Origin of the sequence: Mycobacterium sp. Aquia_213 (genome assembly GCF_026625985.1) — a bacterium.
In the GTDB taxonomy this organism is placed as follows: domain Bacteria; phylum Actinomycetota; class Actinomycetes; order Mycobacteriales; family Mycobacteriaceae; genus Mycobacterium.
Window position 1 is genome coordinate 5,563,889 of sequence record NZ_CP113116.1, and the last position, 16,390, is coordinate 5,580,278.

A 16,390-nucleotide genomic window follows, 5' to 3' on the forward strand; every position below is an offset into this window, starting at 1 on the left:
TCAACCGCCTTCGAATTCGATGGCAGCCACCCATTTGGTGTTGTGCACACCCGGCAGCGCGGGCACGATGATCCGGGCCGGATAGCCGTGGTCCAGGGACAAGTCGGCGCCGTTGACCCGCAGCGCCAACAGCGCCTCCGGATCACGAATCTGGTTGGCCTGCAACGTCGCCTGCCCGAAGGCACCGCCTTGCTGCAGTGAGACAACCCGCGCCGAGCGCGGCGTGGGTACGCCCGCGATGCGGGCCAGCTCGGCCAGCCGGACGCCGCTCCAGGTCTGGACGGTCGACCACCCTTCGACGCAGGCGATCGGCAGGCGCGCGGTGGTCTGCGGCATACCGGCCAGCGTGGCGCGGTCCAGCATGACGTCGGCATGACCCCCGCGCAGGGCCAATGACCAACTCTCGCCGACACTTTCGCGGCTGATGCCCGCGGCGACGGCGGTCTTGTTGACCGGGAAATCACCCCGGCCCCGCCCGCGCGGCAGCAGCAGGGCGGCGCCGCGGGCCGCCCCGCCGACGGTCTGGCCGACGGTGAGAGCCGCGATCAGCAACACGCCGCTGCCGACCAGCGCCAGGGCGCCGCGCCTGCTCATTGTCGGTTCGGCCGGATCCGTGGCCACCAGGCCGTCGGGATCGGCCGGCTCCGGACGGGTGTCGGCACGGCTGGTGCGCAACACGTCGCGCAGCGCCAGCGACCGTAGTCCGGTGACCAGGCGAGGCAGCTTGACCGCGATGTGCATCAGGAATCCGGTGATGAAGACCCAGGCTCCGAAGTAGTGCGCGTCGTAGAAGCTGAACCCGAATATGTAGTCGTACTGGATGTTCAGCACTCCGGTGACGATCTCGAACAGGATCCCGCCGACGAGCAGCACCAGCGACCCTCGCTCCAGCAGCTGGGCGACCGATCGCGCCGGCGGCCAGACGAACAGCCGCGGGATCACCGACCACAACTTGGCCAGCACCACCGGGATGATCACCAGCCCAAGCCCGACGTGCAGGCCCTGGGTCAGCCGGTACAGCCAGGACGGGCGGGTGGGCCAGTCGAACAACGGCAGTCGCAGCCAGCCGACCTCCGCGGGGATGGCCTGGCCGAATTGCGGGGCGTAGGCGATGTAGGACAGCAGCCCCGTGATCGTGACGATCGGCAGTGCCACCAGTAGCACCAGCCCGAACACGGACGTCAGCCACGGGCCGCGCAGCGGGCTGCGGAACCGGGCACCCAGGCCGCTCACGGCGCCGCCAGACTCGCGATCACCCGGCCGCCGATAAGGCTCACGCTGGTCAACGTTAGACCGACTTGCGCCGCGAGGGTGGCCGCACTGTCCACCCCGACCGACGCCCAGCGGAACCAGGGCCCGACATCGCACGCCGACTCCAGGCGCACCCAGCGCGCGCGAATACCGATGGCGTCGGCGTCGAACTCTGCCACGCAGCGCCCACCGCGGCGCAGCAACTCCGCGGCGCGCGCCAGAATCCGCCCCGGGTCCCCGCCGAGGCCGACATTACCGTCGACCAGCAGCACCGTCTGCCACCGCCCCATGCCGGGCAGCGGCTCGAACACGTCGCTCAACAGGGCCGGCGCGCCGCCGCGCCCGGCCAGCCGGATCGCCGTCGCGGACCGGTCGATGCCGAGTGCGGGTATGCCGCGCTCAAACAGCCGCGCCACCAACCGCCCCGGTCCGCAGCCGAGCTCGATCGTCGGTCCGCTGCACATCTGGGTGACGGCTTCGTCGAAGACCTCGTCGAGGGCATCGACCAATCCGCCGTTCGGGGAGCACCGGGCGCCCAGCCAGCGATGCGCGGGCAGTACCCGAACCTCGCCGTCATCATGACGAATCCAACATCGCTCGCCGCCGAGCGCCCGATCGTAGAGATGCCCCAGCAATTCACGCCTTTCGCATCGCGTCCGACCAGGAAGTTGAAACCGCGCCCGCGCCACCCGCATGCTCATATGCACGGGTTACGCCAGCGTTTGGATCACTCCGATCGATACCCTCATCCGCTGTCCGCTAACCAAGCCGATCAAGCCCCGACGACTCGACGGGGCCTCACGGGGTTATTCGGAGCCGGGGCTGGCCGGGACGGGTACGGCGGCCGACGTTTCGGTGCGGCGGCTAGCTGTACTGCCCTGAGAGGTTAGGTACGCGGCTAGCGGGTGGTTGGCCGCCGAGTGCGGTGTGGCCGCGGTGGTGATTGTAGTTGTGGAGCCAGTCGGTGAAGGCGGCGCAGCGTTCAGTGTCGGTGCGGTAGGGGCGGGCGTAGGCCCATTCGTCGGCCAGGGTGCGGTGGTATCTCTCCACTTTTCCGTTCGTCTGTGGCCGGTAGGGGCGAGTCCATTTGTGGGTCACTGGTCCTAGGGCGTGGGCAAAAGGTGTTGAGCGGTAACACCCACCGCGGTCCGTCAAAACAGCGCTCACGGTAATGCCGGCTTCAGCGAACCAGGCCTGGGCGCGTAGCCAAAAGGCCGCCGCGGTCTCTTTGCGTTCATTGGCTAGCAATTCGGTGTAGGCCAGGCGGGAGTGGTCGTCGAGAGCGGTGTGCAGGTAGTGATAGCCGATCACGGGGTGATTGTTGCGACGAATGGGTGTGTGGGCCAGGGAGTTTCGTTTGCCGATGCTGCGCCCGTGGATGCGCCAGCCACCGCCATCAGGGATCTTGCCCAGTTTCTTGACATCAAGGTGCACGAGGTCACCGGGCCGTCGATGTTCGTAGCGTCTGATGACCCGGCCGGTAGCTCGGTCCAGCCAGCACAGTTTGGCCAGCCCGTAGCGGGTCAAAACCCGATGCACCGTCGAAACGTTCAGGCCCAGCAGGTAAGCGATCCGAGCCGGTCCCCACCGGCGGATCACGCGGACCTTGATGATCCGCCGCTCGGTGCGTGGCGGCGTCCGATGCGGACTGCGGTGGGGTCGTGAACTGCGATCGGCCATCCCGGCCTCGCCCAATTCCCGGTAGCGGCTAGCCCACCGGGCTGCAGTGGTGGCCGATACCTGGAACCGTTCGGCTGCCCGCCGCAACGGCCAACCGTTCTCAACGACGCAACGAGCCAGCCGCAGCCGACCGGTTTCTGACAAAGGGGCATTACGGTGGGACACGAAGACCTCCGAGGTGAGCAGTGCGTTCCTTAGACAGCTCGCACTTCACCCGGAGGTCTTCGTCATGTCACCACGCCACGCCGTCACCAACGTCCGTGGTCAGTACAGCTAGCCGTCGAACAAGAACCGTTCGAGCAACTCGTTCACGCGGGCCGGATGTTCCAGCGCCGCGAGGTGGCCGACCCCGTCGAGCACGGTGAAGGACGAACCGGGAATGGATTCGGCCATCGCGCGCGTCTCGGCCACCGGGAAGGTGGCATCTTCGACGCCGGCAACCACGTGCACCGGCGCGGCGATGCGCCGCAGCAGCGCGTGCTGATCGGGGCGAGCGGGCACCACGCTGCGCACCGCCCAGCTGCTCGAGCTGAGGTCGACACGTTGCAAGCTCGCACGTATCGTCTCGACGACTTCGGGTCGGGTGCGCAGTGACGTCGGCCCGAGGAAGCCGCGGACTACCGACCGCGTGAGCGGCGGTCGCACGCCCCCGAGCATCCCGGCCAACCGCAACATGGCCGCGTACTTGACCTTTTGGGGGAAACCGGCTTTCGACGCGGTGCAGTTCATCAGGACTGCGCGGTCGATGCGGTCTGGATGCTGAGCGGCGAAGGTGGCCCCGATCATCCCGCCCCAGGAGTTGCCGACGAAATGCGCCTTGTCGATGTCAAGGCCATCCATCAGGTCGACGACGCAGCGGGCGCATTCGGTAAAGCTGAACATCGCGCGCAGCGGCTCGCTGCCACCGTGGCCAGGGGGGTCGATGAGCACCAGGCGGTTGCTCGCACCGAACCGGGCCGCTTGGCCGGCCCACAAGTCGCCGGTCATCAACAGGCTCGGCCACAGCAGCACCGCGGGCCCGGTTCCCGGGCTGACCTGCACGCGGATCTTGCCGAGGACGGTGTCGACAAACCGCGGAACCAACGTCGTCACTTCGCCTCCATATCCATCGGCAAGCCTAGGCGCCGGCACGGCGCCGACCTTGCCGTACCGGCGGCCGACAACGCCGCTTTCCTTTCGGTAATACTGAACCGGTGCCGAACAGCGACGTTCACCCAGATTTGCGCCGGACCGCGCGCCTGGTCCCCCGCCGGATGGTCAGTCCCAGGACGTTGCGGATGATCCGTACCGCGCTGGCGCTGCAGGACCGTCGCGCATCCGGCTCCGCCGGCGACGTCGAGGTCATCACGCTGAGTTCGGGTGCCGGCGTTCGGCTGTTCCGTCCCGCCGGCGTCACCGAGCCGGCGCCGGCACTGCTGTGGATACACGGCGGCGGGTACGTGATCGGCAGCGCACAAATGGACGATCGGCTGTGTCGCGGGTTCTGCAGGAGATTGGGCATCACCGTCGCCTCGGTCGAGTACCGGCTGGCGCCCGAACATCCGTATCCCGCCCCGCTCGAGGACTGCTATTCGGCGCTGACCTGGCTGGCCGGGCTGCCCGCGGTGGACCGGACGCGAGTGGCGATCGGCGGCGCGAGTGCCGGCGGCGGCCTTGCGGCGGCGCTGGCGTTGCTGGCCCGGGATCGCGGCGAAGTCGCGCCCTTTTTCCAGGTGCTTGCCTACCCGATGCTCGACGACCGTAGTTCGGAGACCGCCGCAAACCCGAACTATCGCCTCTGGGACACCCGCAGTAATCAGTTCGGCTGGACCGCGTATCTGGGCGACGCCGATCCGGCGGTTGCCGTGCCGGCCCGCCGCGACGACCTCGGCGGTCTGGCGCCGGCGTGGATCGGCGTGGGGACACACGACCTGTTCCACGACGAAGACCTCGCCTACGCCGAACGTCTGCGGGCCGCCGGGGTCCCGTGCCAGGTCGACGTGATCCCGGGAGCCTTCCACGGTTTCGACATGATCGCACCGAAAGAGCAAGTGTCGCAGCGCTTTTTCGACAGCCAATGCGAGAATCTGCGGACCGCGCTGGCGCAGGCGCGCTAGTTCGCTGGGTAGGCGATAGCGCCGGCGATGATCGTCGCCGCCACCAGCCCGGCGTCCAGCTCGGCCAGCACCGTCGCCGGCGGCGCGGCCAACACGCATAGGTCACCCGGCTGTCCGACGTCGACGGACCTGGGCCGGCCCGGCCGATCGGCATAGCCCAGAAACATCGTCAAAGCTTCTGGCGCCGAGACACATTCGTCGCCACCGAGCACCACGCCGCTGGGCGTGGTGCGATACACCGCGGCCCGCATCGCCGCCCACGGGTCACCCCGACCGAATGGCATGTCGGTCGACAGCGCCACCCGTACCTTGGCTTTTCGCAGCGACGCCACCCGCCACAGCGCGGCGTGCTCGGCGGCGGGAATCTCGGCGAGGTATTGATCGCCGCGCTCGGCAACGAAGTTGGGCTGTGTCACCACGGTGACTCCGAGGTCGGCGAGGTCGGTCAGGTTGTCGTCGTCGACGACCGCGGCATGCTCGATGCGATCCAGTGGGTGGCTACCCGCGGCGCGCAACCCCGCGATGGTCACCACCAATTGAGCCGCGGTCACGCAATGCACGGCAACCGGCTGACCGGCGGCGTGGCGATCGGCGATCCATCCGGTCAGCGACTCCAAGTCGAGACGATCATCGTGCAGGATCTTCTTGCCCGGGGCCAGGAAAGACAGCTGCGGCCGGAACTCGCCGTGCCGATGCGCCACCAACAGCGACACCATGTCATGCGCGTCGAGATCCGGTGTGGCGTCGGTGACTCCAGTGACGCCGACCGCGGTGAGGCGCCGGCTGAGTTCGGTGAAGTCGCTATGGTGACGCTGCAGCGCCTCCGACCAGCGGTCGCTGGCGCGCAGCCGCCCGTCAGGGTGCTCGGCCATTCCGAGCAGCCGCAGTGCCGCCGAATTGAGGATCCACAAGGCGCCGCTGCGGTGCTGCACGCGGACCGGAACGCCGGGCACCATCGCGTCGAGCGCGGCCCGATCCAGCTCACCGGCAACGGATTCGTGGTAGCCGATCGCCCGGATCCATCCGTCGACGTTCGGTCTTGACTTCGATAGTTCTTGTGCTAGTTGGTCTTTCGTGTGGATTCGAGGCGGGCCCAGCATCAGCGAATCCATCGCGGAGGCGGCCGAACGCAGGTGCACATGGTGGTCGTGCAGACCGGGCAACACGGTCCCGCCGTGCGCGTCGAGCACGGTCTCCCCTCGTCGGGGTTCCAGGTGTTCGCCCATGTCCTCGATCCGCGCGCCGACACGAATGTCGGTCACCGTGCCGGCCAGCAACGTCGCTCGCTGAATCAGCATGAGAAAGAACGTCTTTCGGCGACCAAACGGCGTACGGCGTCGCTATCCGCGCTCAATTCGGCAGCGCGGCGGTGTGACGGCGGAGCCTGGGGCGGTGGCGCCGGGCATTCCGAGGGCGCCGCCGTCGTGGGCAGGCTCGCGTAGCCCGCGGCGATCCCCGCCATCGACACCTGGATCAACTCGCCGCCGCCCCGGGCCAGCGATTCGGCCACGGCCGAGGTTGCCTCCAGACCGGTGAGGGGATCGGCGATGGCATCCCCGCAGAACACCGGGCCCGCACCGACCAGGCCGCCGGCCACCGCGGCGTCGTCCCCGAAGGCGGACCGGGTGGGGTCCTGGTCATAACCGCTGATACGCAACCAGATTCGGCCCGCTCGCGGCGCGATGTGATCCACCCCCAGCCTGCGCCGGGCCAGCGCCGCGGGCCGCGAGCCCTCGATCACGATGTCGGCTACCGCGAGCAACTCACGCAGCTCGTCGGCCTGATGATCGAAATCCAGGCAGTAGGACAGCTTTTCGCCGTTCATCCAGTCGAAGAATTCGCGATTGCCCGCCCGGGTGCCGTCCGGGCGTTGCGGGCTTTCGACTTTGACGACGGTGGCTCCGGCGCGAGCCAGCAGCTGCCCGCACAGCGGACCGGCCCACATCGACGACAGGTCGGCCACCAGCAGCCCAGTGACGCCGGGCACGGGGCCGGGGGTGCACAATCGCTGTATCCGCGGTGGCGCGGGGGCGGCCTCGCCCAGGCCGGCCGCCGGAATGTCGAGCAGATTCGCCCGCTCAGTGATCGCGGACACCAGACGTGTTGCGGCCCAATGCTGCAGCGCCGGCCAGGGTTCGGCGGGCACCTCGTCGACTTCCAATAACGCCGGCACGGCGGCGATGTCGTCGGGGCGCGACAACGTGAGCGCGCACCAGCCGTCGCGCGCCGAAAGCAGCCGAGTGCCACCACCGGCCGCAATCCGCCCGCCGCGGCTCAGTCCGAGCAATCCAGCCCGCCCGGCCAGCAGCGTGGCGGCATCGACGGCGATACCGAGCTGACCTCCCACCGCCGTCGCGACCTGTTCGGCGCGGGCCAGCACCTCGGCGCGAGAGAAGTCCGGCGGCCCGTCGGGCTGGCCGGTCAGGCAGGCCAGCCCGCTGCTGCCCCACCGGGACGCCGCGTTGCTCACCTGAACCATTCTCCTCCGGGCTAGAAGTGCAGTGCGCGCAGTCGCCAGTCCAGCACGGCCCGGTCGCGCTCGTCGGCACCGTCACCGATCGCGTAGACCAGCGACCGAAGCCCCAGCACACCCCCATAGTCGGTGGACTCGGCCGACTCGACATGCAGCTCGCTGTACAGAGTGTCGCCCTCGTACACCGGCCCGGTGTGATCGCAGGACTCCCAGCCCAGCACCGTCCCCAGATTCGGCACCAGCCGGTTGGCCTGCGCGAAGGCCAGCCCGATAGTGTGACCGCCGTACACCAGCCGGCGCCCGCCGGCCCGCGAATCATGGTGTGCCGCGGCGATGTTCAAGGTCAGCCGGGCCAGTTCGGGCGCACTGCTGACGACGTCACCGGTGCTGTGCAGCACCGCGGGAGCCATGGCGGCGTCGAAATGCGGTCCGGGCACCCGCTTTCGGAAGACCTCGCCGTCCCAGTGCGCGGCCGGGGGAACAGCCGGCGGCGCCGCATCGGCACCGATGGTGGACAGATCGTCGGCCGGCGCGTTATCGGGATTGAAGTCCGGGCCGGCGGGCAACATGGCACAGCGGTAGAAATCGAGCACCAATCGATCGGCCTGGTCGATCGTGGTCATCCGCAACGCCGCCAGCCCGGTCGGCGCGCGGCCGGGCTTGGCCGAGTTGGCCCGCAGCCCAACGACTTCGGAGCGGGTGTAGAGGGAATCGCCGATGACCGGAAATCGATGGAAAGTCAGCCCGCGGTAGAACAGGTTGGCTTTGACCCGCTGGGTGACCAGCGTGCTTTGCCCGATGGCGACGTCGCAGACCAGCCCCGGATGCGCCAGTGGCCCGGCCGCGCCGGTCACCGCGGCACACAGGTCGGCGTCCAGGGCCAGGCGCAACCGGTCCCCCACGATCGCCTGATGAGCGGCGGCCATGCCCGCCGAGAGCGTCGCCACCGGTGCCCAGTCGAAGACCTGACCTCTCGACAGATCGTCGAAGTACGGCCCGCCTTCGCGAATCCCCGCATACCCGTTACCCGTCACAACGCAACATGCTGGCAGGCTGTCGAATCGGGGGTCAATGCAGGAGGGTGGTCACAGGTGGACGACGACGAAGACATGCTGGTCGCCACGGTGCGGGCGTTCATCGACCGGGAGGTCAAACCGACGGTCCGCGAGGTCGAGCACGCCAACACCTACCCCGAGGCGTGGATCGAACAGATGAAGCGGATCGGCATCTACGGCCTCGCCATTCCCGAGGAATACGGCGGATCGCCGGTCTCGATGCCGGGCTATGTACGAGTCACCCAGGAGCTGGCCCGCGGGTGGATGAGCCTGGCCGGCGCGATGGGCGGGCACACCGTGGTCGCCAAGCTGCTGACGCTGTTCGGCACCGAGGAGCAGAAGCGGACTTACCTGCCGCGAATGGCCACCGGCGAGGTGCGGGCCACGATGGCGCTGACCGAACCCGGTGGCGGTTCCGACCTACAGAACATGTCGACCACCGCACTGCCGGACGGCTCCGGCGGCTTGCGGATCAACGGCGCCAAAACCTGGATCAGCAACGCGCGTCATTCCGGACTGATCGCGCTGCTGTGCAAGACCGACCCGAATGCCACACCGCGCCATAAGGGCATCTCGATTGTGCTCGTCGAGCAGGGACCGGGTCTGACGATCTCCAGGGATCTCCCCAAGCTCGGCTACAAGGGCGTCGAATCGTGCGAGCTGTCCTTCGACAACTTCTCGGCACCCGCGTCGGCCGTACTGGGAGACCTTATGGGCGAAGGCTTTTCGCAAATGATGAAGGGACTCGAGACCGGGCGCATCCAGGTGGCATCGCGCGCCCTGGGCGTGGCCACCGCGGCGCTCGAGGATGCGCTGGCTTATGCCCAGCAACGAGAGAGTTTCGGAAAGCCGATCTGGAAGCATCAGGCCGTGGGCAATTACCTGGCCGACATGGCCACCAAGCTCACCGCCGCCCGTCAGCTCACCCGTTACGCCGCTGAGCGTTACGACAGCGGCGAGCGCTGCGACATGGAAGCCGGGATGGCCAAACTGTTCGCCTCCGAGATCGCGATGGAGATCGCCCTGAACGCGGTACGCATTCACGGCGGCTACGGCTACTCCACGGAGTACGACGTCGAGCGCTACTTTCGCGATGCGCCCCTGATGATCGTCGGCGAAGGCACGAATGAGATCCAGCGCAATGTGATTGCCGGGCAGCTGGTGGCCCGGGGCGGGATTTGAGCGCGGCACAATCTAGCGCTTGACCTCCGCTGGTGCGCTATATTTGCCTGACTTACGCACCAGCAAAGCGGCGCGGGAGTAAACCTGTTTGGACCGGAGGAACCCCAAGGAAGGCAGCTGCCATGAGTTATCCCCCAGGGCCGTACGAAGGTTCCCCCGAGTGGCAGGGCCAACAACCCGAATGGCAGGGCCAACCGCAGCAACCGGAGTGGCAGGGCCAGCCGCAGCAACCGGGCTGGCAGCAGCCGCAACAGCCAGGGGGTTGGCCGGCCCAGCAGCCGGCCGCGTGGCCGGGCCAGCAGGAACCGGATAACTACCTCGTCTGGGCGATTCTGTGCACGGTGCTGTGCTGCCTCCCGTTCGGCATTGTCTCGCTTGTCTACTCGAACAAGGTCTCCGGATTGTGGGCCCAGGGACGGGCCGCCGAGGCGCAGGAAGCGTCGAGCAACGCCAAGAAGTGGGCCATCATCGGCGCCATCGCGGGTGCTGTCACGTATGCGATCATCGTGATCCTGTACATCGTCATCGCCGTGGTGGCCGTGTCGAGTATTCCGTCGACGACCACAACCACCTTCGGCGGTTACTGAGCAATCGGCTGCGCGCCAACGTAAGTCGCATCGATTAGTCCCCAGCGCAGCGCGGTATCGACGCCGACCGTCCGACCGGACAACACCAGATAGGCCGTGCGCCAGCGGCCGATGCGCCGCGTCACGCTGACGGTGCCGCCCGCACCCGGGATCAAGCCCAGACTCAGTTCCGGTAGCCCGAAGAGCGAATCCTCCTGCGCCTCAACCCATCCGCAGAATGCGGCCATCTCCAAGCCGCTGCCCAGCACCCTCCCGTGGACCTCGGCGCGGCATGACCGGCCAAGCCTGGCGGTCAGCGCGTCGAGCGCCAGGGCGGGGCTGTGTCGAGTGCGGGCCAGGTGTGCGCTCGCGGGATCGACGAACGTGCCGAATTCGGCGAGGTCTCCGCCGCTGCAAAACGATGGGCCGTTGCCGCTCAACACAATCCCGGTCACCGACGGGTCTAGTTGCGCGACGGTCAGCGCCTCCAGCAGTGCGGCGCGCGCGTCGGTGGAAAACGCGTTGTGACGAAGTGGGCGGTTGAACCTGATCCTCAGGGTGTCGCCGTCGCGCTCCGCCTGCACCGGGTCGGCGATCTCGGGCATGCGGGCCGGACCGCGTTCGGCGAGCCAACGCGCGAACTCCGGGCCGGCCTGCAAGGTGGAGTAGGCGAGCGATTCGGTCACCACGCCGGGCAGCGCCGGGCCGTCGGCCACAACGGCGCGTAGCACGTCGTCGCAGACGCTGCTGGCCTGCGGCCAGTGCTCGCACCTGTTACGCAACTCGGCGAGCGTCTCGGGAACCGAATCGACGGTGATTGCCCGACGGTCGGCGCAGGGCTCCTCGGTCAGCGTGAAAGTCGCTGTTTCCAACCAGGATTGGCCCTGTGCGATCTCGGCGGCCGAACCGACGCCGACAATCACGCCGGGCGGGGATGGCAGCCCCGCCTCCGGTGCGTTCGACAGGTCGACCACGCGGAACATCGGTCAGACCGAATACTTCTCGATCAGCCCGTTCTTGTACAGCTTGCCGGTGTCGGTGCGCGGGAGCTGCTCCTCGAACGCTATAGAACGCGGGCATTTGAAGTGCGACAAGCGGTCTCGTAGCCACGTCATCAGCTCGTCGGCGAACTGGTCGGTGGCATCGGCTTGATCGACGGTCTGGACGGCCGCCACGACCCGCTGGCCCATCTCGTCGTCCGGCACTCCAAACACCGCGGCGTCCAGCACCTTCGGGTGAGTGACCAGAAGGTTCTCGGCTTCTTGCGGGTAGATGTTCACCCCACCGGAGATGATCATGTGGTGGCGCCGGTCGGTTAGGTACAGGTAACCCTCGTCGTCGAGGTAGCCGATGTCTCCGACGGTGGCCCAACCGTGCCGGTCCCGGGAGGAGGCGGTTTTTGTTGGGTCGTTGAGATATTCGAACGAAGACCCGCCTTCGAAGTAGATCTCGCCGGCCTGCCCGGGCGGCAACTCGTTGCCGTTCTCGTCGAGGATGTGCACGGCGCCCCCCATGGGTTTGCCGACCGAACCCGGATGCGCCAGCCAGTCTTCGGCGAAGATCAGCGTCGACCCGTGCGCTTCCGAAGACGCGTAGTACTCGTCGACGATCGGTCCCCACCAGTCGATCATCTGCTTCTTGATCTGGACCGGGCACGGCGCGGCGGCGTGCATCACCCGCTTCAGGCTGGACAGGTCGTACGAATCACGAACGTCTTGGGGCAGTTTCAGCATCCGGATGAACATCGCCGGCACGAACTGACCGTGCGTGATCTTATGCCGCTGGATCGCGTCCAGCGTCCCTTCGGCATCGAACTTCTCCATTACCACCGTGGTGAGACCCGCGCCCTGCACTGTCATCGACCAGACCGACGGCGCGGTGTGGTAGAGCGGCGCCGGACTCAGATACACCGTTTCGGTGTCCATCCAGAATCCGACCAGAGCCGACATCATGCCCGGCACCTGATCCGGTGGGAGGTGCGGCAATTCGCGTTTGATCCCCTTGGGCCGGCCGGTGGTGCCCGAAGAGTACTGCAGCAGGTCTCCCTCGATCTCGTCGTCGATCGGGGTATCCGGTTGATCCGCAACACATTCCGGGTACCGCTCCCACCCCGGTAGGTCGTCGTCGGCGATCAGCAGCAGCTCCGGTAGCCCGTTCGGTAAATGCTCGGCCAGGCCGGCGCAGGTGTCGCGCAGCGGCGCCGAGCCGATAATCGCCTTGGCGCCGCTGTTGTCGATGATGTAGGCCGCCTCCGCCGCGGTCAGGTGAGTGTTGATCGGCACGTAGTACAAACCGCTGCGCCGAGCCGCCCACATGACGGCGTGCATGTGCTGGTTGTTCTCCATCAGGATCGCGACGCTGTCGCCCTCGCGCAGGCCCGCCTGGCGGAACCGGTGCGCCAGCCGGTTGGCCCGTGCTTCCAGCTCGTCGAAGGTGACGACCGTTCCCGAGGGGTACAAAATGATCGCCGGTTTGTTGGCGCCGAGATAGGGGCGGATCTGCATGCGACGACTGTACCGCCGCCGAATTTGACGGGTGTCAAGTGGCCCGCCGACGGGGCCGCCGGCCGAAACTACCCGGCGTTCAACGCAGAAATTCCCGTACGGCCGACAAGAACGCGGCCGGTGTTTCCAGATGCGGCACATGGCCGGTGTCAGGCACCCCGACGAACCGGGCAGCGGGCATCCTGGTCGCGAATCCCTGGGCCATCGCGGCGATATTCCCTTTGGCGGCTTGCTCGTTGGGCGCGGTGTACTTCGCGCCCACATAGGTGCGGTCGGACAAACCGCAGACGAATAACGTGCGAGCGGACAGCGACGCGACGAAATCCACTGCGGGCTCGTTGAGCAGCATGTCGGTGGCCGCCGCCGAGCTTTGCACCCAGCGCTCGAACTCGGGCGAGGCTCCAATGGCGGTCCGCACCGCGACGAACGGCTCGATCAGCCGGGGATCCTTGTTCACGAAATAGTGCGCGAGGTACTGCCGGATCTGATCGGCCGTCGAGGACCGTTCGTCGGCCGCCCAGTCCTCATGCCCGACCTGCCGAATGAGGCCGCGCCGGTAGTCTTCGAGTCCCATCGGGTTCTCCAGCACCAGCGACGCCACCCGCGCGGGTAGCGCCCGGGCCATGTGCATGGCCACCAGTCCCCCGGTCGAATGCCCAATGACGGCAACAGAATTCACGTTGAGCGCACCGAGTAGCGAGTCCAGATGTGCCACCAGCGATTCCGCGGTCAAGGTCGATGGCTTGGTGGACTTACCCCAGCCGACCAGGTCGGGAACGATTGTCCGGTAACCCTGCTGGCGCAGCGCCTGGATCACGTCCTTCCAGTACGCGCCGAAGAAGTTCTTGCCGTGCACCAGCAGGACCTCGCCCCTTGGCTGCCCGCTCTCGGGCGCAATATCCATGTACGCCAGCCGCGCCCGCCGCTCCCACTCCGGTGCCTGACGATCGATCCACGTCGCCTGCGCGACGTGCGTGACGTCGAGATAGTGCACGGGGTACGGATACGAATAGCCCTCCAAGCCGATACCGAGGGTGTCGGCACCGGGCCACGGCACTGCTGGCTGCGCGTCGCGCGTCCCCGCGGGCGTGGTGTGGCAGCCGGAACCAAGCAGCCCCGCCGCCGCCACGGCCAGCGCACGCCGCCGATCAAAGATCACAATCCGATGATCTGCAGCGGGGCCCCCACCGTGCAACTCGCGCCGGTAGACGGGTCGGCCGAACTACCTCAGGCGGCGTCAGCCGTGCGGTGCCTCGGAGATCTTGCTGTCCGGCTTACCCAACGTTTGGCAGTAGGTCTGAGCCGACAGTCGCGTCGCGGAGATCTCCAAATTGGTCGGGTCCTGGCCGCTCTTGTCCTTCAGCATTTTGCTGATCTCGTCGTTCTGCTTCTTCTCGTCCTGGGTGGTGAAGTCCTTGCACTTGGTGTCGCCGCCGGTGTTGATCACCTGCGATGCCGAGCATCCGCTGAACAGAATTCCCGCCGCGGCAACCACAATCGTGAGCGCGGAAGTTGTCGTTGACTTCATCGTCGGCCTTCCCGGATTCCAGTGTTAGCTATCTATACACCGGAGCGGGCGGTTCCAAACAATCGTTTGCCCACCAGCCTGGCGAAAAGAAATCGGGCTGACGCGTCTTGCGCGCCAGCCCGATTCGACGTTGTTAGCCCCGCCTTAGTCGGACTCCGCCAGCCGCTGCTTGAGCGCCTCGAACTCGTCCTTGACGCCGGTGGGCAGCTTGTCGCCGACGAACTCGAACCACTCCTCGATCAGGGGCAGTTCCTCGCGCCACTCGGCCGCGTTGACCGCCAGCGCCTTGGCCACGTCGCCGCCCGCAACCTCGAGCCCGTCCAGGTCCAGGTCGTCCGCGGTCGGCACGATGCCGATCGGGGTGTCCTGGCCACCGGCCTGGTGCTCGATGCGGTCGACGATCCACTTCAGCACCCGGCTGTTCTCGCCGAAGCCCGGCCACAGGAACTCGCCCTTGTCGCCGCGACGGAACCAGTTGACGAAGAACACCTTTGGCAGCTTGGACTCGTCGGAGTTCTTGCCCAGGTCGATCCAGTGCTGGAAGTAGTCACCGACGTGGTAGCCCAGGAACGGCAGCATGGCCATCGGGTCGCGGCGCACGGTGCCGACCTTGCCCTCGGCGGCGGCGGTCTGCTCGCTACCCATGGTGGCGCCCATGAAGACGCCGTGCTGCCAGTCGCGCGCCTGCGTCACCAGCGGCACCGTCGTCTTGCGGCGGGCGCCGAACAGGATGCCGGAGATCGGCACACCCTGCGGGTCGTCCCACTCGGGCGCCAGGATCGGGCACTGCGACATCGGGGTGCAGTACCGCGAATTCGGGTGCGCCGCTTTGGTGTCCGTCTCGCGCAGGACCCAGTCGTTGCCCTTCCAGTCGATCAGGTGGTCGGGCTCGCCTTCCAGGCCTTCCCACCACACGTCGTTGTCGTCGGTCAGCGCCACGTTGGTGAAGACGGTGTTGCCGGCCTCCATGGTGCGCATCGCGTTCGGGTTGGACTTCCAGTTGGTGCCCGGCGCGACGCCGAAGAAGCCGAACTCCGGGTTGACCGCGTAGAGCCGGCCGTCCTTGCCGAAGCGCATCCAGGCGATGTCGTCACCGAGAGTCTCGGCGCGCCAGCCCGGGATGGTCGGCTGCAGCATCGCGAGGTTGGTCTTGCCGCACGCCGACGGGAAGGCCGCGGCGAAGTAGTACGCCTTGTTCTCCGGCGAGATCAGCTTGAGGATCAGCATGTGCTCGGCCAGCCAGCCCTCGTCGTGCGCCATCGCGGAGGCGATACGCAGCGAGTAGCACTTCTTGCCCAGCAGCGCGTTACCGCCGTAGCCCGAGCCGTAGCTCATGATCTCGCGGGTCTCCGGGAAGTGGGTGATGTACTTGGTGTCGTTGCACGGCCACGGCACGTCCTTTTGGCCCGGCTCCAGCGGGGCACCCACGGAGTGCAGCGCCTTGACGAAGAATCCGTCGTCGCCCATCTTCTCCAGGGCCGCCTTGCCCATCCGGGTCATCACCTTCATCGAGATGACGACGTACTCGGAGTCGGTGATCTCCACACCCAGCTTGGGGTCGTCGGCGCCCAGCGGTCCCATGCAGAACGGCACCACCCACATGGTGCGGCCCCGCATGCAGCCGCGGTACAGCTCGGTCATGGTCGACCGCATCTCGGCCGGGTCCATCCAGTTGTTGGTCGGCCCGGCGTCGATCTCGCGCTCGGAACAGATGAAGGTCCGCGACTCGACCCGCGCCACGTCGGACGGGTCCGACAGCGCGAGGTAGGAGTTGGGGCGCTTCTCCTCGTTCAGCTTCTTCAGGGTGCCGGCCTCGACCAGCTGCGCGGCCAGCCGGTTGAACTCCTCGTCGGAGCCGTCAGCGAACACAACCCGGTCGGGCTGGGTCAGCTCGGCGACCTCCTCTACCCACGCCAGCAGCCCCCGATGATTCGTGGGTGCGGTGTCCAGACCGGGAATGGTCGCTGAGGTCATCGAACTCTCCTGAATTCATATCCGTACGTGTGGGCATATCGTGATTGCGTATGCAGTCGCCCACACAAATATTGACATGGC

General features: G+C 67.2%; 15 protein-coding genes. 3 read left to right on the plus strand and 12 right to left on the minus strand.

Annotated features, from left to right (window positions below; all coding sequences use genetic code 11):
* The 4 genes from LMQ14_RS26015 to LMQ14_RS26030 all read right to left on the minus strand — a co-directional run bounded on the left by LMQ14_RS26015 (position 1) and on the right by LMQ14_RS26030 (position 3,936).
* Positions 1 to 1,233, minus strand: a complete 1,233-nt coding sequence (locus LMQ14_RS26015; protein ID WP_267732471.1) for a molybdopterin-dependent oxidoreductase — start codon at positions 1,231 to 1,233, stop codon at positions 1 to 3.
* Positions 1,230 to 1,886 (minus strand): SAM-dependent methyltransferase, encoded by a 657-nt coding sequence (locus LMQ14_RS26020; RefSeq protein ID WP_267732472.1) that lies wholly within the window; start codon positions 1,884 to 1,886, stop codon positions 1,230 to 1,232. The genes LMQ14_RS26015 and LMQ14_RS26020 overlap by 4 nt, the downstream gene beginning before the upstream one ends.
* 229 nt (positions 1,887 to 2,115) lie before the next feature.
* A complete protein-coding gene (locus LMQ14_RS26025; protein WP_267732473.1) occupies positions 2,116 to 3,096 on the minus strand; it encodes an IS481 family transposase in 981 nt (326 codons plus the stop codon).
* A gap of 108 nt (positions 3,097 to 3,204) precedes the next feature.
* Positions 3,205 to 3,936, minus strand: a complete 732-nt coding sequence (locus tag LMQ14_RS26030) for an alpha/beta fold hydrolase (protein WP_267735686.1) — start codon at positions 3,934 to 3,936, stop codon at positions 3,205 to 3,207.
* Between the two features lie 248 nt (positions 3,937 to 4,184).
* On the opposite strand from LMQ14_RS26030, the gene LMQ14_RS26035 reads away from it, so the two are divergent.
* Positions 4,185 to 5,027 (plus strand): alpha/beta hydrolase, encoded by an 843-nt coding sequence (locus tag LMQ14_RS26035; protein ID WP_420714721.1) that lies wholly within the window; start codon positions 4,185 to 4,187, stop codon positions 5,025 to 5,027.
* Here LMQ14_RS26035 and LMQ14_RS26040 read toward each other — a convergent pair.
* The 3 genes from LMQ14_RS26040 to LMQ14_RS26050 are packed head-to-tail and all read right to left on the minus strand — an operon-like array spanning position 5,024 to position 8,534.
* On the minus strand, positions 5,024 to 6,325 hold the full coding sequence (locus tag LMQ14_RS26040) for an amidohydrolase family protein (RefSeq protein WP_267732475.1): 1,302 nt from the start codon (positions 6,323 to 6,325) through the stop codon (positions 5,024 to 5,026). The two genes, LMQ14_RS26035 and LMQ14_RS26040, sit on opposite strands and share 4 nt — an antisense overlap.
* Positions 6,319 to 7,506 carry a CoA transferase gene (locus LMQ14_RS26045; RefSeq protein WP_267732476.1) on the minus strand — a complete coding sequence of 396 codons (1,188 nt, stop codon included), beginning with the start codon at positions 7,504 to 7,506 and terminating at the stop codon, positions 6,319 to 6,321. The genes LMQ14_RS26040 and LMQ14_RS26045 overlap by 7 nt, the downstream gene beginning before the upstream one ends.
* A gap of 11 nt (positions 7,507 to 7,517) precedes the next feature.
* Positions 7,518 to 8,534: a MaoC family dehydratase gene (locus LMQ14_RS26050; protein ID WP_267732477.1), complete on the minus strand. Its 1,017-nt coding sequence runs from the start codon at positions 8,532 to 8,534 to the stop codon at positions 7,518 to 7,520.
* A gap of 75 nt (positions 8,535 to 8,609) precedes the next feature.
* Between LMQ14_RS26050 and LMQ14_RS26055 the strand changes: the two genes are divergently transcribed.
* Together LMQ14_RS26055 and LMQ14_RS26060 are read left to right on the plus strand one after the other, a co-directional pair.
* Complete coding sequence (locus LMQ14_RS26055; protein WP_267735687.1) at positions 8,610 to 9,737, plus strand: acyl-CoA dehydrogenase family protein; 1,128 nt, start codon at positions 8,610 to 8,612, stop codon at positions 9,735 to 9,737.
* A 122-nt stretch (positions 9,738 to 9,859) separates the two neighbouring features.
* On the plus strand, positions 9,860 to 10,324 hold the full coding sequence (locus tag LMQ14_RS26060; protein ID WP_267732478.1) for a CD225/dispanin family protein: 465 nt from the start codon (positions 9,860 to 9,862) through the stop codon (positions 10,322 to 10,324).
* On the opposite strand, the gene LMQ14_RS26065 is transcribed toward LMQ14_RS26060, so the two are convergent.
* From LMQ14_RS26065 to LMQ14_RS26085, 5 genes are all read right to left on the minus strand, one after another.
* Positions 10,318 to 11,286 carry an enoyl-CoA hydratase/isomerase family protein gene (locus tag LMQ14_RS26065; RefSeq protein ID WP_267732479.1) on the minus strand — a complete coding sequence of 323 codons (969 nt, stop codon included), beginning with the start codon at positions 11,284 to 11,286 and terminating at the stop codon, positions 10,318 to 10,320. The two genes, LMQ14_RS26060 and LMQ14_RS26065, sit on opposite strands and share 7 nt — an antisense overlap.
* A gap of 3 nt (positions 11,287 to 11,289) precedes the next feature.
* A complete protein-coding gene (gene fadD4 / locus LMQ14_RS26070) occupies positions 11,290 to 12,807 on the minus strand; it encodes a fatty-acid--CoA ligase FadD4 (RefSeq protein WP_267732480.1) in 1,518 nt (505 codons plus the stop codon).
* A gap of 79 nt (positions 12,808 to 12,886) precedes the next feature.
* Positions 12,887 to 13,966, minus strand: a complete 1,080-nt coding sequence (locus LMQ14_RS26075) for an alpha/beta fold hydrolase (RefSeq protein ID WP_267732481.1) — start codon at positions 13,964 to 13,966, stop codon at positions 12,887 to 12,889.
* A gap of 78 nt (positions 13,967 to 14,044) precedes the next feature.
* Positions 14,045 to 14,335, minus strand: a complete 291-nt coding sequence (locus LMQ14_RS26080) for a hypothetical protein (RefSeq protein ID WP_267732482.1) — start codon at positions 14,333 to 14,335, stop codon at positions 14,045 to 14,047.
* Between the two features lie 144 nt (positions 14,336 to 14,479).
* Positions 14,480 to 16,309 (minus strand): phosphoenolpyruvate carboxykinase (GTP), encoded by a 1,830-nt coding sequence (locus LMQ14_RS26085; RefSeq protein ID WP_267732483.1) that lies wholly within the window; start codon positions 16,307 to 16,309, stop codon positions 14,480 to 14,482.
* Positions 16,310 to 16,390 lie beyond the last annotated feature (81 nt).